Below are 22,468 nucleotides of genomic sequence, written 5' to 3' on the forward strand. Positions count from 1 at the left end.
CGAAACAAGGAAGCGTCATGGACACGAATCAAAAACTCCCCCTGGAGCTGGTCTATCACTGGGAAACCGCTCGGGCAGAATCCGTTTACCTTACCCAGCCGATGGGCAACGGCCAGGTGGCCGAATACACCTGGCGCCGTGCGGTTGGCGAGGCTCGTCGCATGGCGGCGTACCTGAAGTCCCTGAACCTGCCGGAGAAGAGCCGCATTGGTATCCTTTCCAAGAACTGTGCCCAATGGATCATGTCGGACTGGGCGATCTGGATGGCCGGGCACGTATCGGTGCCGCTTTATCCAACCCTGAACGCCGACACTGTGGGTTACATCCTGGAGCACAGCGGCTGTGAAGTGCTGTTTGTCGGCAAGCTTGACGACTGGGACAGCATGAAGCCCGGCGTACCCGAAAGCATGCATTGCATTTCCTACCCGCTGAGCCCTCCCAACGACTACAAAACCTGGGACGATATCGTTGCCAAGTTCCCGCCGCTGGAAGAAAACGTCAGCCGCGACCCGAAGGAAATGGCCACCATCGTGTATACCTCGGGCAGTACCGGCAAGCCGAAAGGGGTGATGCTGAGCTTTGAGAACATGGCCTACGCCGCCGCCGGTGGTGTGGACGCCCTGGATATCGGCTGCAACGAGCGCATGCTGTCTTACCTGCCGCTGTCTCACGTGTTTGAGCGGTTCGTGGTCGAGCTGGGCTCCATGAACAAGGGCTTCCAGCTGTTCTTTGCGGAATCCCTGGACACCTTCGTTAATGACCTGAAGCGTGCACAGCCGACGCTGTTCCTGGCAGTGCCGCGGATCTGGACCAAGTTCCAGCACGGTGTGTTCCAGAAGATGCCGAAGCAGAAGCTCGATAAGCTGTTGCGGGTGCCGTTGGTGCGCAGGGTCATCAAGAAGAAGATTCTGACCAACCTTGGCCTGCAGCACGTCAAGTTTGCCGGTAGCGGATCTGCGCCGCTGTCTCACGACATCCTGGAGTGGTATCGCGGGCTTGGGTTGGAGCTTCTGGAAGGCTACGGCATGTCTGAGAACTTCGCGTATTCGCACATGACCAAGCCGGGTCGAGCCCGTACCGGGTACGTGGGCGAGGGGCTGCCGGGCGTTGAGGTGAAAATCAGCGAGCAGGGCGAGGTGCTGGTACGCAGCCCTGCCACCATGATGGGTTACTACAAGGATGACGAGAAGACCCAGGAGACCATGACCGAGGAAGGCTTCCTGAAGACCGGCGACAAGGGCGAAATCGACGACCTCGGACGCCTCAAGCTGACCGGTCGTATCAAGGAAATCTTCAAGACCAGTAAGGGCAAGTACGTCGCGCCGGCGCCGATCGAGAACAAGCTGATGAGCCATCCCGACATCGAGATGGTGTGTGTGTCTGGCGAAAACTACCCTCAGCCTCACTGTCTGGTCATGCTGTCCGAGGATGCGAGTCGGCGTAAGGCGGATGAAGCCTTCCGTCAGGAGCTGGAAAGCAGCTTCTCGTCACTGCTGAAGGAAGTGAACCAGAGCGTTGATCCCCATGAGCAGCTGCAGTTCATCACGGTGGTCAGGGATGAGTGGAGCATTGAAAACAACTTCCTGACGCCCACAATGAAGCTCAAGCGCAACGTGGTGGAAGACGCCTACAAGGTGGACCTGGATAGCTGGTACGCCAAGCGACAGCCGGTTATCTGGCAGTAAGCCTGAAGCGCTGAACGAAAAGGCCTGGTACTCCAGGCCTTTTTTGTTTCCCCGTCCGTCCGACTTTCCGTCTATTGGGTAATGTATCGTCAGTGCTTAGACTAGGTCGATCAAGAGGGAGAGAGCATGGACCTGACGCAATTCCAGAAACGAATAAACGACACCATTCCACTAACCCGGGCATTGGCGGTGACCGTTGACCACTATGATGGTGAGCGGCTGGTGGTCAGCGCCCCGTTGGAGCCCAATCACAATCACCAGGGTACCGGGTTTGGCGGTAGCCTGTATTCGGTTGCCGTGGTTGCGGCCTGGGGCAGTGTTGAGCTGAAACTGGCGGATTTCGGATTAACCGGTAACGTGGTGGTTCAGGGCGGTGAAATGAACTATCTGGGGCCGGTGGCGGAGGATTTTGTGGCGATGGCGGAACTGCCAGGGGCTGCGGATCTCGCCCGTCTGAAGAAAAGCCTGGATCGCCATGGCAAAGGACGCCTGACGGTTAAGGCCGGAGTGTACCCGGCCTCTGCAGGCATCGATGCAGAGGGCGAGGTATTGGCCAGTTTTGAAGGCCGCTTTGTGGTACAGGATGCCCGTCCGGTTGCGGGCTGATCAGGCCACGCTGCGGGTATTGCCGATTGAGCGGCTCATCAGAATGATCGGGATGATGCCGGCGATGACGATGATCAGCGCGGGCAGGGCACTGTGGGCCAGGCGCTCGTCGGAGGCAAACTGGTACACGTAGGTCGCCAGGGTTTCAAAATTAAAGGGCCGCAGGATCAGCGTGGCCGGCAACTCTTTCATACAATCCACGAAAACCACCAGCGCCGCTGTTAGCAGGGTGCCCCGCAGCATAGGCAGGTGGATTTTTATCAGCGTGCCACTGGGGCTGTGCCCCAGGGATCGGGACGCCATATCCATGCTTGGGGTCACTTTCTGCAGGGCGCTCTCGACGCTACCAGCGGACACCGCCAGGAAGCGAACGGTGTAGGCGAAAACCAGCGCGAAAGTGGTGCCGCTCAGCAGCAGTCCGGTGCTGATGCCAAAGGTGCTGCGCATGATGGAATCCAGCCAGTTATCGAACCCGGCCAGTGGAATGATGACCCCCACCGCCAGGACTGCGCCCGGCATGGCATAGCCCAGGCTCGACAGTCGCATCAGTACCTGCATGCCCTTGGTGTTGTGCAGGCGGCGGCTGTAGGCCAGGGCAACGCCGATGATCAGGGTGGTGAGTGCGGCGGTTCCCGACAGGAACAGGCTGTTCACAGTGTTGCGGATGAACGTGGTGTTCCAGCTCTCGGCAAAGTACTCATAGGCAAAATTGGCGAGGGTCAGGGCAGGAATGACAAAGCCCAGGAATACCGGCATGAGGCAGGCCAGCAGGCACAGCAGCTGCTTGGAGCGGGACAGGTTAAAGCGGGTGATCGGGGTGCGATTGTCACGGGCGGCGAACTGGGCCTGCCGGCGGCGGGAGTAGCGCTCTAGTGTCACCAGGATCACCACAAACGTCAGCATGGTGGTGGCGATCTGTGCGGCACCGCCAAGATTGCCCAGGTTCATCCAGGTGTCGAACAGCCCGGCGGTCAGGGTTTGCACGGCAAAGAAATCGACGGTGCCAAAGTCATTGAGGGTTTCCATCAGCACCAGTGACAGACCAACCGCGAGGGCCGGACGTGCAATGGGCAGCACCACGCGGAAGAAGGTGCTCAGCGCTGAATGCCCGAGGCTCCGGCTGACTGCAAACAGGGAGGGTGACTGTTCCAGGAACGCGGCCCTGGCCAGCAGGTAGACATAGGGGTAGAGGACCAGCCCGATCATCAGGGTGGCCCCGCCAAGGCTGCGGATTTCCGGGAACCAGTAATCCTGGGCGCTGGTCCAGCCAAACACTTCCCGCAGGGCGATCTGCACAGGGCCGGCGTAGTCCAGCAGGCTGGTGTACACATAGGCAATCACGTAGGCCGGAACGGCAAAGGGCAGCAACATGGCCCATTCAAAGAATCGGCGCCCCGGGAAATTGCACATGGTGATTACCCACGCGGTAATGATCCCGATGGTCAACGTGATGGCGGTCACCCCAAGCATCAGCTTGAAGGTGGTGGTCAGGTAGCGTGGCAGGGTGGTATCGACCAGGTGTGGCCAGATGTTCTCGTCCGGAAAAAACGCCAGATAGATGACGGACAGTATCGGGAGCGCGACGATGGCGGTTGTCAGGATGGCAGACAACAACCAGCGTTTTGAGGTGCGTCGGGCCAGCAAGGGCTGATGGTGTGGCTGATCAGCGCTGATTGTGGGTTGCTGGCTCATGGTCGTCCCTATGAATAAAAGAACGGGAGTTTAGTCAGAGCAGGCAATGTCTGCAATGGTGCGTCTGTCGTAATGCAATGACAGGGCCAGCCGTGGCCCTGTCATTATCGGGTGGATTAGTTGTCGTAATCGACCCGGTCAACCATCTTCACAGCGGCTTCGCGGTTGTCGGCGATGGTCTGCAGCGGCAGGGAGTCAGCATGCATCTCGCCCCAGCTGGCCACGAGCCCGGAAGGCTGAACGTTCGGGTTGGCCGGGTACTCGGTGTTGGCTTCAGCGTAAATCTGCTGGGCCTTCTCCTGCGAGAGGAACTCCATCAGGCGGATGGCATTTTCCTGGTTGGGTGCGCTGTTGGTCAGTGCAATGCCGCTGATGTTGATGTGAGTGCCACGGTCATCGGCGTTGGGGAACACGATGCGGACCGCTTCTGCGGCTTCACGCTGGTTCTCGTCTTCGAGCATGTTGCCGTAGTAGTAGCTGTTGCCCAGGGATACGTCACAGACGCCTTCGGCAATGGCTTTGATCTGGTCACGGTCGCCGCCTTGAGGTTTGCGGGCGAGGTTGTTCTTCAGGCCGGCCAGCCACTGTTCGGCTTCCTGCTCGCCGTGATGGGCAATCATTGAAGAGAACAGGGCAATGTTGTAAGGGTGTTTGCCGCTACGGGTGCAGATACGGCCTTCCCATTTGGGGTCGGCAAGGTCTTCGTAGGTGCTGATTTCGCCTTCCTCGACCCGGTCAACAGACGCGTAGATCATACGGCCGCGGGTGGTCAGGGCGAACCATTTGCCATCAGGGTGGCGCAGGTGTGCCGGAATGTTCTGTTCCAGTACATCGTTTTGCAGCGGCTGGGTCAGGCCCCGCTCAACCAGTTCGTTGATCCGGGAAATGTCGACGGTCATCACCAGGTCGGCCGGGCTGTTCTGGCCTTCGCGTTCCAGGCGCTCGGCAAGACCGCTGCGGGCAAATACGACGTTGGTTTCGATGCCGGTTTCTTCGGTGAAGGCTTCAAGCAGGGGCTCAAGGAGGTAAGCCTGGCGGTAGGAGTATATGTTGACCTCTTCACCAGCGTTTGCCCAGACACTGGCAGTGGATGCGGCAATAGCCATTGCTGCGGATGCGATGAGCTTGAGTTGCATAGTTAACCTTCCTGAAGTCGGCGTGGGTTATAGGTGATGGTTGTAGGTGATAGTAATATTTAAAACCAAACGCCAACCATTCTCATTACAATTTGTGTCAGTGTCAACTGTGTCGGGTATTTTGCGGTAAAACAATGCTATGCTTGCGATAAATAACAATCTACGTTATGGACGCAGAAGTAGGTAGTCGCCCCATGGCAGCACAAAACCGCAGAGAACACCTCCGAACAGCGTTTAGCGCCAAAGTCAGTGTAGAACATGCTCGTCTGGGCAGTTTGCTCCTGTCCACGAGGGATGTATCCGATGGCGGGGTGTTTATCGTCGTGACCAACGCTGAAATTACCCTGGAACTGGGCGATTGCGTGAAGGTTCAGGTTCAGGGGCTGCCCGTTCCGGCACCTGTCCGCGAAATGGTGGTGGTGCGAAAGTCTGCGGATGGCTACGGACTTCAGTTCTCGGATAGCTGACCTGAAGCGATGGCGTAGTGGTCAATGAGTGTATGGAGGCACTTCTGGCGTGTTCACACAAAAACGTTCTCTATTCCTTCTCTTACGAATTCCTGCCGTTTGCCTGCCCGCTTTGATGGCTGGCTGCGCCTCTTATTACAGTCATTACGCGGTGTTTCCGGCTGCCAACTCGAGCGGCGAGCCGCGGCAGGTCCGGGTCAGTTGGCAGTCGGCGGAATATCCGGGTTGGGCCTTGTTCGACGACAAAGCCACGCCGGTTTCTGTGGTTACCCAGTGCAGCCAGCGAGCCTGGCGGCTGACGGATGCCACCCATTCTGATTCCCGGGGGGCGTGTGGTGATGGTATCCGGGCCTGTGGCGAGCCGGGCCTGGACCGACTGGGAGACCGTGCAGCTGATGCCAATACTGTGTGCATGGCCATTTCTGGAGGGCCCCAGGCTGCCCAGGTAGCAGAGCTTGGAGGGCGCATTGAGCTGACCGTTTCCTGTCACCCGGAGCAGCCGCAGAGGGCGGTTCAGGGTGAGACTGAAAACGTCGACTACATCCGTCCGTCGTCGGTGCCTTATGTCATTGATGTGCGCAAGGCGCCGCGAGGCAGTCTGGCAGGGCGGTTGCCTGAGCTGGACGATGCAATCTGTAAGCAGTAACGGGCGTTTGTTGCAGTAGAAGTGTGATGCACAGCACATTGCTACACTTTGTATCCTGCGGATAACTTTGGTAACGCCTAGTATCCCGCCGGTAACGAGGCGATACGGAATTGTAATGGACTCTGGCGGGTTACCGGGCAAAATAGTAACCATCATTAATAGGTTTATGCAGTAATAGGTAGGGGTGAAACGGTGGGCGTCGCACAGAAAAAAGTCCCGTCACAAAATCTCGAAATCGGTATGTTTGTGTCCGACCTTGACCGGCCGTGGCATCAAACGCCGTTTCCCATTCAGGGCTTCTACATTCGCCGTCAGGAAGATATTGAGGCGGTAGTGTCTCATTGTCGCTGGGTTATGGTGGATGTTGCCGAGATTCGGGATCTCTCCGAGTTCCAATCCGATGCCCCGGCGGCCATATTCCGCCGCAGGCGCACGGCCTCATCCCAGCAAACCCTGGAACTGCCGCCTATCAGTCTCAAGAACCCTGTTCGCTACGAGGAAATTGTCAATTTCCGGAAGGAAGTGAAGGTTGGGGTGAAAGTCTTGCGTGACGTCGAACTGTCGTTCGAGCGTGTCATGAAGAGTGTGAAGGCTGGAGAGGCCGTTGACCTTAAAGCGCTCTCTGCGTCGGTTCAGAAGATGACCGACAGCGTGGTTCGGAATGCCGACGCGCTGCTGTGGCTCAGCCGGGTCAGGGAACACGATGATTATACTTACCAGCATGCGATGAATGTTGCCGTATGGGGGCTGGTTTGCGGCCGTCATATGGGGCTTGAACCTGGGTTGCTGAATCATTTGGCGCTGGGTTGTCTGCTGGCTCAGGTGGGTAAGGCCGAACTGCCGGTTGCGCTGGTTCGCAATGAGCACAGCCTGTCTGCTGAAGATTTCAAACTGCACCGGACTTACGTAGAGAAGGGTGTCGCGCTGCTTGAGGCTTCCGGGCTGTCCAGGGCGGTGATCAGCGTGGTACAGAATCACCGTGAACGGCATAACGGTACTGGGTTCCCTGCGGGTGTTCGCGGCGATCGGATTCCGTTGCTGGCGAAGATCGCCGGTCTCGTGGATTACTACGAAACGCTGATTGAACCCAGAGACGGCTGCATTCCGATGACGCCGGCACAGGCGGTCAGCCACCTGTACGATGTACGCAACATCGAGTTTCAGGAAGACCTGGTTGAGAAGTTTATCCAGTCTATCGGGGTTTACCCGGTTGGTACGCTGGTGGAGTTGTCCGATGGGCAGTGCGGCGTGGTGGTGTCTCACTCTTCGGCGCGGCGCCTGTTGCCCAAGGTCATGGTGATGACCGATCGGGAGAAAAGGCCACTGAAGTCTGCCAAGGTGGTCAATCTGGCCGATTACAATGCGGGTGCCGGTGAAAACCGCAGGCTCATTGTTGAAGGCTGCCTGCCCCATGGGGTGGAAGGGCTTAACCCCAGTTATTACGATGTGACCGGTGCGGAAGCCAAGTGGCGGCTGACCCGGTTGATCAGCCGCTAATAGAGGAAGACAGCGAGCGGGTGGTTATTGGATAACCACCCGCAGCTGCTTCTTGATCCAGCGATAGTTATCTTCCGGCCGGAAGTTGATCAAAAGGTCGGACTCGCCTCCTGATTCCCCGGCAATGAAGTACTCCACCGTCGCTGACTGCCAGTCGTACGAATGCACGACCACGTCATTGTCCCGCAGGCTTACGGCCTCCATTGCGGCTAGCGCAGGGGATGATCCGATCTGGCGAACCTGGGTGCGATGAATGCTTGTGTCGGTAGCCGGGTACGAGGCCGTTTCGGAATCCAGGAAATAGCGATTGGCAAAAATCCGTGTGACTTCATCCAGCTCGCGGGTCAGGAACTCTTCAGCCCGGTTGATCGAAAACTTGGCAAGGTCCCGTCGGGAGTTGCTAATGCGGTCGCGTTTGGAGATGAGGTCTTCCCGATACACAACATCGGGGTCAATCTCCTCCTCGTCGGCTGGCCGCTCTGGGGCTGCCTCAATTTCTTCCAGCGTTGGCGGATCTTCGCAGCGCTCGTCGTTTTCTTCATAGAAACAGATTTCCCACAGCAACGCATTCGCCGGGGACCGGTTCTCGCCGGTCTGGGCGAAGGCGATGGTGCCAACTGAAAAATCTATAGGCTGCTCAAGGTTGGGCAGGGCAGCGTTCAGCTGGTCGATCACCCGTTGCCGTATTTCGATGCCTTCGTCGTCCTGAATGGTATCTCGCCAGTTGAGCGCCATCAGGAATCGGGTCATGTTGATCAGTGTCGGGTCCTGGAGCAGGAGTTGTTCGGTCAGCCGGTGATCCAGAAGCCCTTCGCTGTTGACGGGAGAGGTTTCCAGCCGGGTTCTCAGCTCGGCAAAGAACTCCAGTGGCGTGACGAACTCACCCGCGGGAACGTCGGAAACCAGGGGCAAGTCACCCACGCTGAGTTGCAGCGTTTCGCCTTCGTAATAGTCGAAGCGACCACCGGCGCCGGTGACACCGGTGGTGCTTGCGGTCCGGTAGTTGAGGCCTTCGATGCCGCTGGGGAGTAGCTGACCCTTGAGGTGGTCGTTGCCGCCGGAGCCACCGTCATCCAGGCAGCCGGACAACAGCCCGGCAAGGAGGCAGGCAGCAAGTGGTTTCTTATAGAATAGGTACTGTTTCATAGCGAGATGACACTGGCCCGGCCATATAATCGGCCACATTGTAAATTGTTGTAACCCGCATTATAGGGGGGGCGAAAAGCCGTTATCGGGATGCCGGTCGCAGTTTGACCCTTTTGCGCTGGCCATAAAAAGCCATGTCGGAAGACGCTCTGTTGATCCGGGGTGACTTGAAATTCATACGGTTCATCACAACTTACTGAGGCTGGGCGGGGGCTTTGTACCCGGTCATTCATTCATGCCAGGACCTGCAATGACTTACGCACTGGAAATTCAGGGGCTCACCAAGACCTACGGCAGTGGGTTTGAGGCCCTTAAAGGAATCGACCTGAACGTCGCCAAGGGAGATTTCTTCGCTTTGCTGGGGCCCAATGGGGCCGGCAAATCGACGACCCTGGGGATCGTCAGCTCACTCGTGAATAAGTCGTCAGGCAAGGTCCGGGTGTTCGGTCACGACATCGACACCGACCTTTCTGCGGCAAAGCTGAACCTCGGGGTTGTTCCCCAGGAGTTCAACTTTAATCAGTTCGAAAAAGTATTCGATATTGTCACGACGCAGGCCGGCTACTATGGCATCCCGCTGCGCCGTGCCCGTGAGTCAGCGGAGAAGTACCTGCGGAAACTCGGGCTTTGGGACAAGCGGGACACTCCGGCACGGATGTTGTCTGGTGGCATGAAGCGGCGGTTGATGATTGCCCGGGCGCTGGTTCACGAACCCGGTCTGCTGATCCTGGATGAGCCCACGGCCGGTGTTGATATTGAGCTGCGTCGTTCGATGTGGGCATTCCTTGAGGAGATGAACCGCCAGGGCACCACGATCATCCTGACCACTCATTACCTGGAAGAAGCGGAAGCGTTGTGCCGCAACATTGCCATTATTGACCATGGCCGGATCCTCCGTCACACCAGCAAGCGGGATCTTTTGCAGCAGCTTCATCTGGAAACCTTCGTCCTTGATATCAGCGAACCCCTGGCATCGGCCCCGGAGTTGGAGGGCTTTTCCACAAGACTGAGTGGAGACGGTGAGCTGGAGGTTGATGTTGAAAAATCCCAAAGCCTCAACGAGGTGTTTGTTCAGCTGGAGGCCAAAGGTATCCGCGTACTCAGCATGAGAACCAAAGCCAACCGGCTTGAGGAACTGTTTATCCGCATGGTTGCAGAGAACAGCGAGCAGGCCAGCGAAGAAGGCAGCACGCAGAAAGGGGAGGCACGCCAGTGACAGCAAGCGCCATCTGGACCGCCTACCTGACCATTGTTATCCGTGAAGTGCGGCGATTTACCCGTATCTGGGCGCAGACCCTGTTGCCCCCGGCGATGACGATGACGCTGTACTTCATTATTTTTGGCAACCTGATTGGTTCCCGCATTGGGGAGATGGGCGGCTTCGACTACATGTCCTATATCGTGCCCGGGTTGATCATGATGTCGGTGATCACCAATTCCTACGCCAATGTTGTCTCGTCGTTCTTCTCCATGAAGTTCCAGCGCAGCATTGAGGAGTTGCTTGTGTCCCCGGTCCCCAACTGGGTGATACTGGCCGGCTACGTGTCTGGGGGCATGGTGCGGGGGCTTGGCACGGGTGTTATCGTAACCCTGGTGTCGCTGGCGTTCACCAGTCTGCAGATTCACCACTTGGGGGTTATGGTCGTGACGTTGTTGCTGACCTCTGCGCTGTTCGCCCTGGGGGGCTTTATCAACGCCATGCTGGCCACCAAGTTTGATGATATTTCCATTGTACCCACGTTCGTACTGACGCCACTGACCTACCTGGGGGGCGTGTTCTACTCGATACAGCTGTTGCCGGAGTTCTGGCAGGGCGTGTCCATGGTGAACCCGATCCTGTATATGGTGAATGCCTTCCGCTATGGCATTCTCGGGGTGTCGGACGTCAATGTGGGTGTGGCCTTGTCCATGGTAACGATGTTTATCGTACTGCTGGCAGTCGTCGCGCTGACCATGCTGAAGCGCGGTAAAGGTATCCGCCATTGATGTTGAACGGCGCCGGGCGTCGATTCATTGAAGTTGAGGATTGATCATGGGTTTGCATAACGCCCCGCTGGGAAAAAGTAGCGAATACCCAGAGAGCTACAGTCCGGATCTGCTGTTTCCAGTAGTCCGTGACGACAACCGTCGCCGGATCGGGCTTTCAGATGGCCGCTGGCCGTGGTTTGGCGAGGATCTCTGGCAGGCTTGGGAAGTGTCCTGGTTGCGGCCTTCTGGTGTACCTGCAGTGGCCTGGGTGGAGTTTCGTGTCCCTGCGGCGTCACCGGCATTGATTGAGTCCAAGTCCTGGAAGCTGTACCTGAACTCCCTGAATCAGGCGACGTTCTCCTCGGCTGAGCAGATGCTGTCGGTGGTTGAGAAGGATCTGTCCAGCGCCTGTGGGGCGGCTGTAAAGGCCCGCCTCCACAGTGTGGATGACAGTGGTGATGCGATCGGGCGCCCGGAAGGGTTCATACTGATTGACGATGAGCCAGTGGATTCGGTCAGCTACGAGTACGACCCATCGAGCCTGACGACGGAAGGGCCGGTGGTGACGGAAAAGCTGTGTTCCCATTTGCTCAAGAGCAACTGCCCGGTCACCGGTCAGCCTGACTGGGGAACCCTGACCGTCGAGTACACCGGGCCAGCTATCTCAAAGGCGGGCTTGCTGAAATACGTGGTGGGTTTCCGGCAGAAGCAGGATTTTCATGAGCACTGTGTTGAAACGGTGTTTACCGACATTATGGCTCACTGCAAGCCGGAGTCGCTGACCGTGTGCGCGCGCTATACGCGGAGGGGTGGTCTTGATATCAATCCCTGGCGCAGTACCGAGCCTGGCGCAGCGCCGTCACTTCGTCTGGTGCGCCAGTAACCTGGTGGCAGGGGGAGGAGTTAAACCTCTTCCTGTCTTAGTCTGTCTGCTGCATCTTCAAGGGCGGCCAGAATGCAGGTCCGCTCTTTTTCGGTGATCTTGTCGGAATCCAGATACATGGCAAACCCGCTGTGCTCATGTTCCATGAAGCTGCGGTTGGGGCCCATGTCGCGACGGAAGTCGACCACTTCATAGATGGGGACGGGGCGGCCAAACCCTTTCACTGTAATTTCGCCCTTGTCCCGGCACATGATCTTGTCTTTGATCAGCGAGAAGGTTTCGTAGGACACCAGGATTTCACCGGGTTCTGCCAGGGACTCAAGGCGGCTGGCGAGGTTAACTTCCTTGCCGATAATGGTGTAGTCCATTCGGTTTTCGGCGCCGAAGTTTCCGACGGTGGTGTAGCCGGTGCTGATCCCCATGCGTATTTCCAGCGGTGTCTTGATCCCCTGGCTACGCCACTTCTGGCGCATGATCTTCATATGCTTGCGCATTTCGACCGCCATGGATACACAGGCAAAGGCATCCTCCCTCGATCCCCTGCTGGTGGGGTCACCAAAGAACACCATGATGGAGTCGCCAACGAACTTGTCGATGGTGCCGCCGTATTTCAGGGCCACTTCTGACATTTCGTTGAAGTAGTGGTTCAGCAGTTCCGTCAGGGCTTCCGGTTCCATTTCCTCAGACAGCTCGGTAAACCCTTTGATGTCTGAAAAGAAAATCGACAACTTTTTGCGCTGAGTCTCCAGCCGCACATCCCGCTCGCCGGTAAAAATAGACTGCCAAACCTGGGGTGACAGGTACTTGGAGAGTTTGTGGGACAGGGCGATGGATTGCTCTCGTTGGTTTTGAATCTGGGTCTTGGCCTGCATCAGGGAGCGGGCCTGCTGGTGGGCATAGTAGGCGGTGACGCAAATGTAGACACCGGCAGCCGCCACCGAAACAACGCTGGTGAGGAGAGGGGACTGAAACGAATCCGCAGTGCCCAGGGTGGCAACAGAAATGATGGCGGTGGTGGTCATCAGCACCGTGCCGGCCAGCCAGAGCCGTATGCCGCCCACAATCAGGCAGCTGAACATGGCGGTGATAATGACCGCCACTGACGGAATCGCCACCAGCCCAAGAAGGCCAATGAGGCCGCCTGCAAAGGCGCAGTCCATCGCCAGCATTTTCTGGCGAATGCGCGGCGATTTGCGGAGTATCGTTCGTCGGCTGAGGTAATGGATGATGTGGGGCCAGATCACGAAGCCGGCAAGCAGCCAGTACATGTAATTGGGCACAACGGACTGGTACAGGCAGGTTGCTACGATGGCCGCTGTTGCCGTGTAAGCCAAAACACGGCCGTTATAGTCCGGCATAGGGGGAACCGCCACAGGTTTGCTGCTGTCGAGGGTCAGCGATTTGGCGACCTTTAAGGGAGCATTCATCATTTCAGAACCGGATTCGGCCGATCAGCATGTCTTTTAACATGACCCAATCACCCATCAGGCTATAGAAGGGATACTGGAATGTCGCAGGACGATTTTTCTCGAACTTGAAATGCCCCAGCCACGCAAATCCGTAGCCGATGACGGGAAGTAACCAGAGAAGGGCCAGGCGACCCGAGAACAGTGCATACCCACCAACCAAAAGCACCAACACGCTGCCGAGGTAATGAAGCCGACGGCAGGTAACGTCACTGTGCTCCTCCAGATAGAACGGATAGAACTCGCCGAAACTGTTGAAGGTCTTGGTGTCACTCATGCACGCGCTACCCGTGTTATCAGTTTTTTAGAGGTAGACTATTCTACCGGTAAAGACTAGCAGCATTGCCTGCACTTAACAATTCTGGCAAGTTTGTTGTCCGGCAATTCGGGCCAGATGACACTGGCACCTAAATCGATCTTCCAGGACCCTTAATCTATGACCGATCTTATTCGCGCCATCCTGAATCGTTCCTCAGAACCCAGGTTGGAGGCACCGGCCCCGGAAGGGGAGACTCTTGATCGTATCCTGCAGTGTGCTGCCATGGCCCCGGATCATGCTTTGCTGAGACCGTGGCGTTATCTGGTGATTGAGGGCGAGGGGCTTGACCGTTTGGGTGGCGTGTTTGCACAAACCGGGGAAACGGATGCAGAGCGGGAAAAATTCCGGAAAATGCCCCACCGGGCACCGATGGTTATTGTCGCTATTACATCGTTCAAACCACACCCCAAGGTGCCGGACATTGAGCAGTCGATGTCCACTGCGGCTGGTGTGGGGTATATGCTGTTGGCGCTAGAGTCGGCGGGTTTTGGCGGTATGTGGCGAACCGGTGCCATGGCCTATGCGCCCCAGGTGCATGCCGGACTTGGCCTGTCAGACGATGAAGCCATCGCCGGCTTCCTGTATGTCGGTAGCGTCAGCAATCCCAAGCCGCATGTGCCTCGCCCTGAAGTCGGTCACTTCGTCCAACGCTGGCCGTCGCAGGCTGACTGACCTCCACCGTTGTTTTGCGGCAGGAGGAACGCTCTTGCCGCTTATCCCTTCCCATTGCCGCCTTTCTTCCTCCGGAACCCACCTTGTTACACCCTGAACTGCCTGCCTGGCCCAGTATTAGCGGCTTTTAAGGTAACTGGCATCACTCTTGCTGTAGACCTGGAAACAGCGCCCTGGCGGCGCACGGATCGGTTTCCGGAGGTGGTATGGCAATTAACTTCAGCAACGCATTAGGCATTCATGAGCAGGCCCTGCACGCCAGGGTGAAGCGTGCCGAAGTGCTGGCCAACAACCTGGCGAACGCCGATACCCCCGGTTACAAGGCTCGGGATGTGGATTTCCAGGCCATGATGGCCAGGGCCCAGGGTGAGATGCAGGGTGTACAGATGGCCCGGACTCACCAGGGCCATATGGATACCTCCGGCGGTGTTGAGGGTGACCTGATGTACCGCAACCCGGATCAGCCGTCCATTGATGGCAACACCGTAGACAGTCAGCAGGAGCAGGCCCGGTTCATGCGTAATGCCATGGACTATCAGGCCAGTTTCCAGTTCCTGAACAGCAAATTTACCGGTCTCACCAAAGCCATCAAGGGTGAGTAAGCCGGAAGTGGCAGATTGAAGCAGGAGAGAAGTGATGTCCTTGGGAAGCATTTTTGATATTGCCGGTTCCGGAATGAACGCCCAGTCGCTGAGGTTGAATACCACCGCCTCCAACATTGCGAATGCGGAGACCGCCAGTTCCAGTGTTGAGACCACCTATCGGGCCCGCAAGCCGGTGTTTGCGGCCATCCAGCAGGAAATGCTGGCGGCGCAGGGTTTTGGTGGGGCCAGCGGTCCCGGTGCCGGTGTCCGGGTCGAGGGGGTTGTTGAGAGTGAGGCGGAGTTGCAGATGCGCTACGAGCCTAATCACCCGGCCGCCAACGAAGATGGCTATGTGTTCTATCCCAACGTCAATGTGGTTGAGGAAATGGCCGACATGATGTCGTCGTCCCGCAGCTTTCAGATGAATATCGATGTGATGAACACCGCCAAGTCCATGATGCAGCGCATCCTGACCCTGGGCCAGCAGTAACCGATCGAGGAACCTGAACATGAGTACGGTTAACGGCGCAACCAACGATGTCTTGAGCCAATACCAGCTGCAAGGCAACGCTTCCGGTAAAAACAGTGAGCTTGGGAAGAATGAGTTCCTGGAGCTTATGCTGGCGCAGCTAGAGAATCAGAACCCTCTGGAGCCTCAGGATAATGGCGAGTTCATCTCTCAGTTGGCGCAATTCAGCTCGTTGGAAGAGATGCAGGGGGTATCGAACTCCATTGGCGACCTTGTGGGCGAATTTCGTTCGTCCCAGGCCTTGCAGGCGTCGGCCATGGTTGGTCGATCGGTACTGGTTCCTGGCACGGCCAGCCGCCTGGTTGCTGGCGGCGAAATTGGCGGTAGCGTCGCGGTTCAGTCTGCAACGTCCAGCCTGACAATTTCCATCAAGAACAGTGCCGGTGAGCTGGTTCACCAGATCGATATGGGGGCGGTTGAAGCCGGCTACCAGACATTCAGCTGGGATGGGCTGGACAGTGACGGCGAAGCTTTGCCGCCCGGCAAATATGAAATTGTCGCCCAGGGCAGTTATGGCGGCGGTACCGAACAGCTTGGAACGCTGATCAGTGCGAACGTTGACAGTGTTTCGTTGGGCAGTGAAGGGAGCATCACCCTGAACCTGGCCAACATGGGATCCATCCGGTTGTCTGACGTTTACCAGATCAACTAATCCAGCGACTGAACTACGAGGTGTAACATGGCTTTCAATACAGGGCTTAGCGGGTTACGGGCTGCATCAGTCGATCTGGATGTCACCGGCAACAACATCGCCAATGCCAGTACGGTTGGTTTCAAAAGCAGCCGTGCTCAGTTCGGCGACCTTTATGCCAGCGGATTCCTCAGCGCTGGTACCAATCCCATCGGCGACGGCGTGCGAGTACAGGATATCCGCCAGAACTTTGGTCAGGGCAATATCAGCTTCACCGACAACGGGCTTGACCTGGCGATCAATGGCGACGGTTTCTTCGTGCTGAATAATGGCGGTGAGATTCGCTATTCCAGGGCGGGTCAGTTCGGAGTTGATGTGGATGGCTATGTCGTCAACAACCAGAATATGCGGGTTCAGGGTTTCCAGGCCGATGACGACGGCAACCTGTCCGGCATACGGGGCGACCTGCGGATTGACACCGCCAACCTCGCGCCACGGCGGACTACCAGTCTGGAAACCGACGTAAACCTGGACTCCCGTGAAGAGGTGCTGGAAAGCCAGGTGTCGGTGTTGGCGGATGTGGGGCAGGCGGAAGTCGGGGGTACGTCGTTTCCGGCGGAACTGGTTACCGTGACCTACAGCGACGGCTCTACCCAGAGTGTGCAGATTCCTGCCGGGTCATCCGCGGCTGAGGTGGTGGACATACTGGGTCAGATGGAAGGCGTGAGCGCGTCTGCAACCACCGAAGTCACTCTGACTGGGCTGGATGATGCGTTCATTGCCGTGGGTGGCTTTGATTTCCAGCTGGAACTCGAAGGGGTATCGATACCGGTTGATACCACCGGCGTGACCGACTTGGCGTCGCTGGCTGATGCGATCAACAACTCAGCGGCGAGCACCGTATCCGCGTCCATTGTGGGCGGAGCATTGCGTGTGGTTGATAACCGTGGCAACACCATCACCACCACTTACTCCAACACTGCCACGACGGTTGGACCGCAGACGCAGTTGGGGACGGTCAGGCTTCAGACCGAGCGTACCGTCACGGACCTGAGCTCAGACACCGGCACCTTTGGAACCGCGTGGGATGGCCGGACCTTGCAGGTCACCAACTCGTTTAACCCGCTGGATCAGCGAACCTATAACCACGCAACGTCTACCACCATCTACGACAGCCTGGGTAACCCTCATGTGTTGACCCAGTTCTACGTCAAGGATCCGGCACCGGGGAACGGTGTCGGACAAAGTCAGTGGTCCATCTACCTGCAGATTGATGGGGAGTACGTGGGCGGCACAGACCTGAGCCCGTACGAGGCCCGGTTTGACCAGGACGGCACCCTGCAGACCGTCAACGGTGACCCTGCCGGTGAGATTGTCATTGCGGACTGGACGCCGAAAGACCCCAGCGGTGCGCCCAATGGTGCGGATGGCCCGCCTCCGGCGGGGGCGACGGTGGTCACTCCGATTCCTGAACCTCCTACAAGCTCCGCGTTCGTGCTCAATCTGGCGGACACCACCCAGTACGGCAGCGCCTTCGGGGTCAATGATCAGCGCCAGAATGGCTACACCACCGGGCGACTTTCGGGTCTGGACGTGTCGGATGAAGGAGTTCTGTTCGCCCGCTACACCAATGGCCAGTCCCAGGCGCTGGGGCAGGTTGCCCTGGCTAGCTTCAACAATACCGACGGTTTGAGTCCGGTCGGGGAAACCACCTGGGTGGAAACCTTCGAGTCCGGCCAGCCGATTGTTGGTCAGCCGGGTACCGGTACCCTCGGCTCCATTAAAGCCAGTTCGGTGGAAGAGTCCAACGTGGACCTGTCGGAGGAGTTGGTTAACCTGATCATTGCCCAGCGCAATTACCAGGCCAACGCCAAGACCATCGAAACCTCGGACACCATCACCCAGACCATCATCAATCTCCGCTGATTCGCGCCGCTCTGTTTCCTCGTCCACCGAGTAAGGGTGTGGGCGGGGAAGGCATTGCATCAATGGCGTTGTCTGACTAAGTGGCACGACTCCTGCATCTAGGCTGTTAACAGTCAAAATTCCGGCAGGAGTTTTCCGTTATGGATAAGTCGATCTACATCGGGATGTCCGGTGCCACGCAGAACATGCTGGCACAGCGTGCCCATGCCAATAACCTGGCCAACGTCAACACCACAGGCTTCAAGCGGGACTTTGCCCAGGCCCGCAGCATGCCAGTGTTTGGCGAGCATTACCCGACTAGAGCCTATGCCATGACCGAGCGCCCGGGGACCGACCTGAGTGCCGGCTCGCTGATGGACACTGGCCGGAAGCTCGACGTTTCCGTCGAGGGCGAGGGTTGGCTGAGTATCCAGAATGCCCAGGGGCAGGAAGTGTTTTCCCGCTCTGGCAGTCTTCAGATCGACGTCAATGGCCTGCTGCGCAATGCCAACGGTGACCTGGTGCTCGGCAATGGCGGCCCGGTGGCGCTGCCTCCCTTTGACAATGTGGAAGTGGGGGCCGATGGCACGATTTCCATTGTTCCCGTAGGCAGCCCTCCCGATCAGCTGGTGGTTGTTGACCGCCTGAAGCTGGTTAACCCGCCGCAAGAGGCCCTGGAGAAGGGAGAAGACGGGTATATCCGGCGCAAACCAGGGCAGGCCATCGGTGGCGTGGAGCCGCCAGATGCGACGCTGAGGGTGGCTACCGGCTTTCTCGAAAGCTCCAACGTTAATGCTGTCGAAGAGATGATTGCCAACCTGGAGCTATCCCGTCAGTTCGAGATGCAAATCAAGATCATGCGGACGGCAAACGACAATTCCGAGGCAGCGGCACGCCTGTTGCAGAACCTCTGATAACGAATCACGAATCATCGTCGGTGACGGTAAAGCGGCAAATTCTGGCCGCTTATCCATCCGGGCCGGCAAGGAGTAGAACATGCATCCAGCATTGTGGGTCAGCAAGACCGGACTGAGCGCCCAGGACACCAACATGTCCACCATCTCCAACAACCTGGCGAACGTGAACACGACTGGTTTCAAGCGGGATCGGGCGGTGTTCCAGGATCTGCTTTACCAGATCAACCGTCAGCCCGGCGGGCTCAATACCGAAAACTCTGAATTGCCGTCCGGCCTTCAGCTCGGTACCGGTGTGCGTGTGGTGGGAACCGCCAAGCAGTTTTCCCAGGGCAACCTGCAGATCACCGAGCAGCCGCTGGACATGGCGGTGAACGGGCGGGGCTTTTTCCAGGTGCTGATGCCGGACGGGATCATCGCCTATACCCGTGATGGCCAGTTCCAGTTGAACTCGGACGGTGACGTGGTGACCCCCGACGGGTATCCGCTGGAGCCTACTATTTCGGTTCCTGAAAACGCAACCAACCTGACCATCGGCAAGGACGGCACCGTCACGGCCATCGTTGACGACCAGGCCAGCCCGGTGAATCTGGGGCAGATCACCCTGGTGGATTTCATCAACCCGCAAGGTCTGCAGGCGGTCGGTAATAACCTGTTCCGGGAAACCAACGCCAGTGGCGACCCATCCGAGGGTGAGGCCGGAATCAACGGCCTGGGCTCGATCGAGCAGGGAACCATTGAATCGTCCAACGTCGAGGTGGTGGAAGAGCTGGTCAATATGATCACGACTCAGCGCGCCTATGAGATGAACTCCAAAGTCGTCTCCACCACCGACCAAATGCTCCAGTTTGTGACCAACAACATCGGCTAACGCGGATAACGAGGGTCGTACGAGGTGACTGACATGAAGGCCACAACTTTGTCCCGGTTCCAGCCCAAGGGTGCCATTGCGGTGGCGGCTCTGGTGGCGTTGGCGGTGTTGCAGGGCTGCACTGCGGTTACCCGGCCGCGTCCGGTGCCGGACGACCCAGCCTATGCGCCGGTCCGGGCGCAGTCGCTTGCGGCTCAGGATACCCATAACGGGTCCATCTACCAGTCTGCCCGCAATTACAACTTCTACGGCGATACCGTGGCCCTCAACGTCGGCGACATCCTGACGGTGACGCTGCAGGAGTCAACCGAGGCCAGCAAATCCGCGGAAAGCTCCATTTCCAAAGACAGTGAACTGTCGTTGCCTGAGCCGGTGTTCTTTGGGCACGGCAACATTGGGCTGAATACCCGCGCCAACTACGAACGGGATTTTGACGGCTCTGCCGAAGCCGATCAGAGCAACAGCCTGGACGGCAGTATCACCGTCAGCGTTATCGACGTGCTGCCCAACGGGGTGTTGAGAATCCGTGGTGAAAAATGGATCTCTCTGACCAACGGCGACGAATACATTCGCCTGACCGGCATGGTTCGCCCCCAGGACATCACGCCGGACAACACCGTTGCATCCAACCGGATTGCTGATGCGCGGATTGCCTACGGGGGCACGGGTGATTTTGACCAGGCAAACCAGATGGGCTGGTTGGCGCGGTTCTTTAACAGTGAATGGTGGCCGCTATGAGGGTGTTGAAGTCTTTCCTGATGGTGCTGGCCCTGGTCATTGCCGCCGGGCCGGTACTGGCTGACCGTCTCAAGGATCTGGCCCGCATTCAGGGCGTGAGGAACAACCAGTTGGTTGGTTATGGTCTTGTGGTGGGCCTGGATGGCACCGGAGACAAGGCCCCGTTTACCAACCAGACCTTCCGCAACATGATGAACCAGTTCGGGGTCACCATTCCGGAAGGCGTCAACCCTAACCTGGCCAACGTGGCCGCCGTCACGGTGCATGCGACCTTGCCACCGTTTGCCAAGCCGGGACAAGAGCTGGATATCACCGTGTCGTCCATTGGTAATGCTGACAGCCTTCGGGGTGGTAGCTTGTTGATGACGCCACTTAAAGGCGCTGATGGTCAGGTCTATGCCTTGGCCCAGGGCAGCCTGGTGGTTGGCGGCTTTGGCGCCTCTGGCGCCGATGGATCCCGGATTACTGTGAACGTGCCCAGCGTTGGCCGCATCCCGAACGGGGCGACGATTGAGCGGGAAGTCATTTCCTCGTTCCAGCAGGGTGACACCATTACCTTCAACCTTCTGCGTGCCGACTTTACGACGGCCCGGCGAGTGGTGGAGGTGATCAACGGTACGCTTGGCCCTGACATGGCTTACGCCCACGACGCCACTTCAGTGTCTGTCCGGGCGCCCCGCGACCCTTCCCAGCGGGTCAGTTTCCTGTCCATCCTCGAGAACCTGGAAGTGGACCCGGCGGAAGATGCCGCCAAGGTGGTCATCAACAGCCGTACCGGCACCATCGTGGTGGGCCAGAACGTGAAGGTGAGCCCAGCTGCGATTACCCATGGCAACCTGACGGTGACCATTGAAGAAAACCCCCTGGTCAGTCAGCCCAACCCGTTTTCTGATGGTGAGACAGTGGTGACTGAAAATACCCAGATTGCCATTACCGAAGACCCGGCTCGCATGTTCCAGTTTGGCCCGGCCACCACCCTTAATGACATTGTCCAGGCGGTGAACCAGGTGGGTGCTGCCCCGGGTGACGTAATGGCTGTTCTGGAAGCGCTTAAGCAGGCCGGTGCGCTCCGGGCTGAACTGATCGTGATATAGGTGACGTGATGCAGGACCCAAGGTTGCAGCAGGCTCAGCTCTACACCGAATTCAGTGGCTTGAATGCGCTCAAGACCCAGGCGCGTACCGACAAACAGGCGGCACTGGAGCAAGTGGCCCGGCAGTTTGAGGGTATTTTCATGTCCGCCATGCTGAAGTCCATGCGCCAGGCCAATGAGGTGTTTTCCGAAGGAAATTACCTCAACAGCCAGCAGTCCAGGTTCTACCAGGATATGTTCGACAGCCAGCTGAGCCTGACCATGTCGAGTGGTCAGGGCATGGGGCTGTCCGAGGCGCTGGTGCGACAACTGGGTGGTCAGGTTGCGGGCGTATCTGAAGGCAGCGCACCCACGGGTGAACGCCGCCTGAGCATCATGGACTACGATCGCAGCCTGCCTGCACTTTCCCGCGAGTTGCCTGAGCGTCTGGCGGCTGTCACCCAGATTGCTGAGGACGCCGAAGTCATTTCCAAAGGGCGTTCGGAGGCTGCGGCCAATGCTCTGCACGCGGACTTTACCTCACCGGAGGAATTTGTCGGGCGGCTCCTGCCGCTGGCGGAACGGGCGGCAGCCGGTACCGGCATTGACCCGAAACTGATGGTGGCTCAGGCGGCCCTGGAAACCGGTTGGGGACGCCACATGATCGAGGCGCCCGACGGTGAACCAAGCTTCAACCTGTTTGGAATCAAGGCTGATCAGCGCTGGTCTGGCGAACACGTCAACATTGCAACGTCGGAATATCGTGACGGTGTCCGTGTTACCGAACGGGCGGCCTTCCGTCGTTATGAGGATTTCGAATCCAGCTTCCGCGACTACGTAGCGTTCCTGGGTGACAACCCTCGCTACCGGGATGTGCTGGCGGTTGCCGGCGACCCGGAACAGTTTGCGCACCGCCTGCAACAGGCGGGCTACGCCACTGACCCGAACTACGCGAACAAGATCCTGCGGATCATGGCAGGTGACCAGTTGAATAACGACCAGGGGGCCACACCGCTGGCCTCCCTGGGGACTGAGGGGTAA

General features: G+C 58.0%; 23 protein-coding genes. 18 read left to right on the forward strand and 5 right to left on the reverse strand.

Going from position 1 to position 22,468, the window contains the following annotated elements; translation table 11 throughout:
* The first annotated feature begins 17 nt into the window (after nucleotides 1–17).
* Nucleotides 18–1,685 (forward strand): AMP-binding protein, encoded by a 1,668-nt coding sequence (locus BMZ67_RS08960; protein WP_092021763.1) that lies wholly within the window; start codon nucleotides 18–20, stop codon nucleotides 1,683–1,685.
* A gap of 126 nt (nucleotides 1,686–1,811) precedes the next feature.
* Entirely contained in the window at nucleotides 1,812–2,291 is a 480-nt protein-coding gene (locus BMZ67_RS08965) for a YiiD C-terminal domain-containing protein (RefSeq protein ID WP_092021764.1), read from the forward strand.
* Here the strand turns inward: BMZ67_RS08965 and BMZ67_RS08970 are convergent, their stop codons facing one another.
* Both BMZ67_RS08970 and BMZ67_RS08975 read right to left on the reverse strand, forming a co-directional pair.
* Entirely contained in the window at nucleotides 2,292–3,983 is a 1,692-nt protein-coding gene (locus tag BMZ67_RS08970) for an ABC transporter permease (protein WP_092021765.1), read from the reverse strand.
* Nucleotides 3,984–4,099: 116 nt separating this feature from the next.
* On the reverse strand, nucleotides 4,100–5,119 hold the full coding sequence (locus BMZ67_RS08975; RefSeq protein WP_092021766.1) for a Fe(3+) ABC transporter substrate-binding protein: 1,020 nt from the start codon (nucleotides 5,117–5,119) through the stop codon (nucleotides 4,100–4,102).
* A gap of 194 nt (nucleotides 5,120–5,313) precedes the next feature.
* Between BMZ67_RS08975 and BMZ67_RS08980 the strand changes: the two genes are divergently transcribed.
* From BMZ67_RS08980 to BMZ67_RS08990, 3 genes are all read left to right on the forward strand, one after another.
* The gene (locus tag BMZ67_RS08980) at nucleotides 5,314–5,586 is read left to right on the forward strand and encodes a PilZ domain-containing protein (RefSeq protein WP_092021767.1); all 273 of its coding nucleotides are present in this window, start codon (nucleotides 5,314–5,316) and stop codon (nucleotides 5,584–5,586) included.
* A 49-nt stretch (nucleotides 5,587–5,635) separates the two neighbouring features.
* The gene (locus BMZ67_RS08985; RefSeq protein WP_092021768.1) at nucleotides 5,636–6,232 is read left to right on the forward strand and encodes a hypothetical protein; all 597 of its coding nucleotides are present in this window, start codon (nucleotides 5,636–5,638) and stop codon (nucleotides 6,230–6,232) included.
* Nucleotides 6,233–6,424: 192 nt separating this feature from the next.
* Nucleotides 6,425–7,729, forward strand: coding sequence for an HD-GYP domain-containing protein (locus BMZ67_RS08990; RefSeq protein ID WP_092021769.1), 1,305 nt, complete (start codon nucleotides 6,425–6,427; stop codon nucleotides 7,727–7,729).
* A gap of 24 nt (nucleotides 7,730–7,753) precedes the next feature.
* Here BMZ67_RS08990 and BMZ67_RS08995 read toward each other — a convergent pair whose 3' ends face one another.
* Nucleotides 7,754–8,875, reverse strand: coding sequence for an organic solvent ABC transporter permease (locus BMZ67_RS08995; RefSeq protein WP_092021770.1), 1,122 nt, complete (start codon nucleotides 8,873–8,875; stop codon nucleotides 7,754–7,756).
* A gap of 250 nt (nucleotides 8,876–9,125) precedes the next feature.
* Between BMZ67_RS08995 and BMZ67_RS09000 the strand changes: the two genes are divergently transcribed.
* From BMZ67_RS09000 to queF, 3 genes are read left to right on the forward strand one after another with little or no spacing between them, the layout of a single operon-like run.
* Nucleotides 9,126–10,091 carry an ABC transporter ATP-binding protein gene (locus tag BMZ67_RS09000; RefSeq protein WP_092021771.1) on the forward strand — a complete coding sequence of 322 codons (966 nt, stop codon included), beginning with the start codon at nucleotides 9,126–9,128 and terminating at the stop codon, nucleotides 10,089–10,091.
* Entirely contained in the window at nucleotides 10,088–10,861 is a 774-nt protein-coding gene (locus BMZ67_RS09005) for an ABC transporter permease (RefSeq protein ID WP_092021772.1), read from the forward strand. The genes BMZ67_RS09000 and BMZ67_RS09005 overlap by 4 nt, the downstream gene beginning before the upstream one ends.
* A 46-nt stretch (nucleotides 10,862–10,907) precedes the next feature.
* Entirely contained in the window at nucleotides 10,908–11,726 is an 819-nt protein-coding gene (gene queF / locus BMZ67_RS09010) for an NADPH-dependent 7-cyano-7-deazaguanine reductase QueF (protein WP_092021773.1), read from the forward strand.
* 20 nt (nucleotides 11,727–11,746) lie between these two features.
* Here the strand turns inward: queF and BMZ67_RS09015 are convergent, their stop codons facing one another.
* Both BMZ67_RS09015 and BMZ67_RS09020 read right to left on the reverse strand, forming a co-directional pair.
* A complete protein-coding gene (locus BMZ67_RS09015) occupies nucleotides 11,747–13,156 on the reverse strand; it encodes an adenylate/guanylate cyclase domain-containing protein (RefSeq protein WP_092021774.1) in 1,410 nt (469 codons plus the stop codon).
* Between the two features lies 1 nt (nucleotide 13,157).
* Entirely contained in the window at nucleotides 13,158–13,469 is a 312-nt protein-coding gene (locus tag BMZ67_RS09020) for an Mpo1-like protein (RefSeq protein WP_092021775.1), read from the reverse strand.
* A gap of 159 nt (nucleotides 13,470–13,628) precedes the next feature.
* On the opposite strand from BMZ67_RS09020, the gene BMZ67_RS09025 reads away from it, so the two are divergent.
* The 10 genes from BMZ67_RS09025 to flgJ all read left to right on the forward strand — a co-directional run bounded on the left by BMZ67_RS09025 (nucleotide 13,629) and on the right by flgJ (nucleotide 22,468).
* Nucleotides 13,629–14,183 carry a nitroreductase family protein gene (locus BMZ67_RS09025; protein ID WP_092021776.1) on the forward strand — a complete coding sequence of 185 codons (555 nt, stop codon included), beginning with the start codon at nucleotides 13,629–13,631 and terminating at the stop codon, nucleotides 14,181–14,183.
* Between the two features lie 206 nt (nucleotides 14,184–14,389).
* Nucleotides 14,390–14,785, forward strand: coding sequence for a flagellar basal body rod protein FlgB (gene flgB, locus BMZ67_RS09030; RefSeq protein ID WP_092021777.1), 396 nt, complete (start codon nucleotides 14,390–14,392; stop codon nucleotides 14,783–14,785).
* Between the two features lie 34 nt (nucleotides 14,786–14,819).
* On the forward strand, nucleotides 14,820–15,257 hold the full coding sequence (gene flgC, locus BMZ67_RS09035; protein ID WP_092021778.1) for a flagellar basal body rod protein FlgC: 438 nt from the start codon (nucleotides 14,820–14,822) through the stop codon (nucleotides 15,255–15,257).
* A gap of 19 nt (nucleotides 15,258–15,276) precedes the next feature.
* Entirely contained in the window at nucleotides 15,277–15,948 is a 672-nt protein-coding gene (locus tag BMZ67_RS09040; protein ID WP_092021779.1) for a flagellar hook assembly protein FlgD, read from the forward strand.
* A 27-nt stretch (nucleotides 15,949–15,975) separates the two neighbouring features.
* On the forward strand, nucleotides 15,976–17,853 hold the full coding sequence (locus tag BMZ67_RS09045) for a flagellar hook protein FlgE (protein WP_092021780.1): 1,878 nt from the start codon (nucleotides 15,976–15,978) through the stop codon (nucleotides 17,851–17,853).
* Nucleotides 17,854–17,993: 140 nt separating this feature from the next.
* Nucleotides 17,994–18,746, forward strand: a complete 753-nt coding sequence (locus BMZ67_RS09050) for a flagellar basal body rod protein FlgF (protein ID WP_092021781.1) — start codon at nucleotides 17,994–17,996, stop codon at nucleotides 18,744–18,746.
* A gap of 82 nt (nucleotides 18,747–18,828) precedes the next feature.
* A complete protein-coding gene (gene flgG / locus BMZ67_RS09055; RefSeq protein ID WP_092021782.1) occupies nucleotides 18,829–19,617 on the forward strand; it encodes a flagellar basal-body rod protein FlgG in 789 nt (262 codons plus the stop codon).
* Nucleotides 19,618–19,650: 33 nt separating this feature from the next.
* A complete protein-coding gene (flgH, locus tag BMZ67_RS09060; RefSeq protein ID WP_092021783.1) occupies nucleotides 19,651–20,355 on the forward strand; it encodes a flagellar basal body L-ring protein FlgH in 705 nt (234 codons plus the stop codon).
* Nucleotides 20,352–21,449 carry a flagellar basal body P-ring protein FlgI gene (locus BMZ67_RS09065; RefSeq protein WP_092021784.1) on the forward strand — a complete coding sequence of 366 codons (1,098 nt, stop codon included), beginning with the start codon at nucleotides 20,352–20,354 and terminating at the stop codon, nucleotides 21,447–21,449. The genes flgH and BMZ67_RS09065 overlap by 4 nt, the downstream gene beginning before the upstream one ends.
* An 8-nt stretch (nucleotides 21,450–21,457) precedes the next feature.
* A complete protein-coding gene (gene flgJ, locus BMZ67_RS09070; RefSeq protein WP_092021785.1) occupies nucleotides 21,458–22,468 on the forward strand; it encodes a flagellar assembly peptidoglycan hydrolase FlgJ in 1,011 nt (336 codons plus the stop codon).

This window comes from Marinobacter zhejiangensis (genome assembly GCF_900114775.1).
GTDB classification, from domain to species: Bacteria; Pseudomonadota; Gammaproteobacteria; order Pseudomonadales; family Oleiphilaceae; genus Marinobacter; species Marinobacter zhejiangensis.

Excerpts from the sequence above, each read along its gene's own strand:
- BMZ67_RS08965 (WP_092021764.1), top strand. The coding sequence starts at position 1,812 with ATGGACCTGACGCAATTCCAGAAACGAATAAACGACACCATTCCACTA.
- queF (WP_092021773.1), top strand. The coding sequence starts at position 10,908 with ATGGGTTTGCATAACGCCCCGCTGGGAAAAAGTAGCGAATACCCAGAG.
- BMZ67_RS09025 (WP_092021776.1), top strand. The coding sequence starts at position 13,629 with ATGACCGATCTTATTCGCGCCATCCTGAATCGTTCCTCAGAACCCAGG.
- flgJ (WP_092021785.1), top strand. The coding sequence starts at position 21,458 with ATGCAGGACCCAAGGTTGCAGCAGGCTCAGCTCTACACCGAATTCAGT.
- flgB (WP_092021777.1), top strand. The coding sequence starts at position 14,390 with ATGGCAATTAACTTCAGCAACGCATTAGGCATTCATGAGCAGGCCCTG.
- BMZ67_RS08980 (WP_092021767.1), top strand. The coding sequence starts at position 5,314 with ATGGCAGCACAAAACCGCAGAGAACACCTCCGAACAGCGTTTAGCGCC.
- flgH (WP_092021783.1), top strand. The coding sequence starts at position 19,651 with ATGAAGGCCACAACTTTGTCCCGGTTCCAGCCCAAGGGTGCCATTGCG.
- BMZ67_RS09065 (WP_092021784.1), top strand. The coding sequence starts at position 20,352 with ATGAGGGTGTTGAAGTCTTTCCTGATGGTGCTGGCCCTGGTCATTGCC.
- BMZ67_RS09020 (WP_092021775.1), bottom strand. The coding sequence starts at position 13,469 with ATGAGTGACACCAAGACCTTCAACAGTTTCGGCGAGTTCTATCCGTTC.
- BMZ67_RS08970 (WP_092021765.1), bottom strand. The coding sequence starts at position 3,983 with ATGAGCCAGCAACCCACAATCAGCGCTGATCAGCCACACCATCAGCCC.
- BMZ67_RS09045 (WP_092021780.1), top strand. The coding sequence starts at position 15,976 with ATGGCTTTCAATACAGGGCTTAGCGGGTTACGGGCTGCATCAGTCGAT.
- flgC (WP_092021778.1), top strand. The coding sequence starts at position 14,820 with ATGTCCTTGGGAAGCATTTTTGATATTGCCGGTTCCGGAATGAACGCC.
- BMZ67_RS09000 (WP_092021771.1), top strand. The coding sequence starts at position 9,126 with ATGACTTACGCACTGGAAATTCAGGGGCTCACCAAGACCTACGGCAGT.
- flgG (WP_092021782.1), top strand. The coding sequence starts at position 18,829 with ATGCATCCAGCATTGTGGGTCAGCAAGACCGGACTGAGCGCCCAGGAC.
- BMZ67_RS08995 (WP_092021770.1), bottom strand. The coding sequence starts at position 8,875 with ATGAAACAGTACCTATTCTATAAGAAACCACTTGCTGCCTGCCTCCTT.
- BMZ67_RS09040 (WP_092021779.1), top strand. The coding sequence starts at position 15,277 with ATGAGTACGGTTAACGGCGCAACCAACGATGTCTTGAGCCAATACCAG.
- BMZ67_RS09015 (WP_092021774.1), bottom strand. The coding sequence starts at position 13,156 with ATGATGAATGCTCCCTTAAAGGTCGCCAAATCGCTGACCCTCGACAGC.
- BMZ67_RS08960 (WP_092021763.1), top strand. The coding sequence starts at position 18 with ATGGACACGAATCAAAAACTCCCCCTGGAGCTGGTCTATCACTGGGAA.
- BMZ67_RS09050 (WP_092021781.1), top strand. The coding sequence starts at position 17,994 with ATGGATAAGTCGATCTACATCGGGATGTCCGGTGCCACGCAGAACATG.
- BMZ67_RS08975 (WP_092021766.1), bottom strand. The coding sequence starts at position 5,119 with ATGCAACTCAAGCTCATCGCATCCGCAGCAATGGCTATTGCCGCATCC.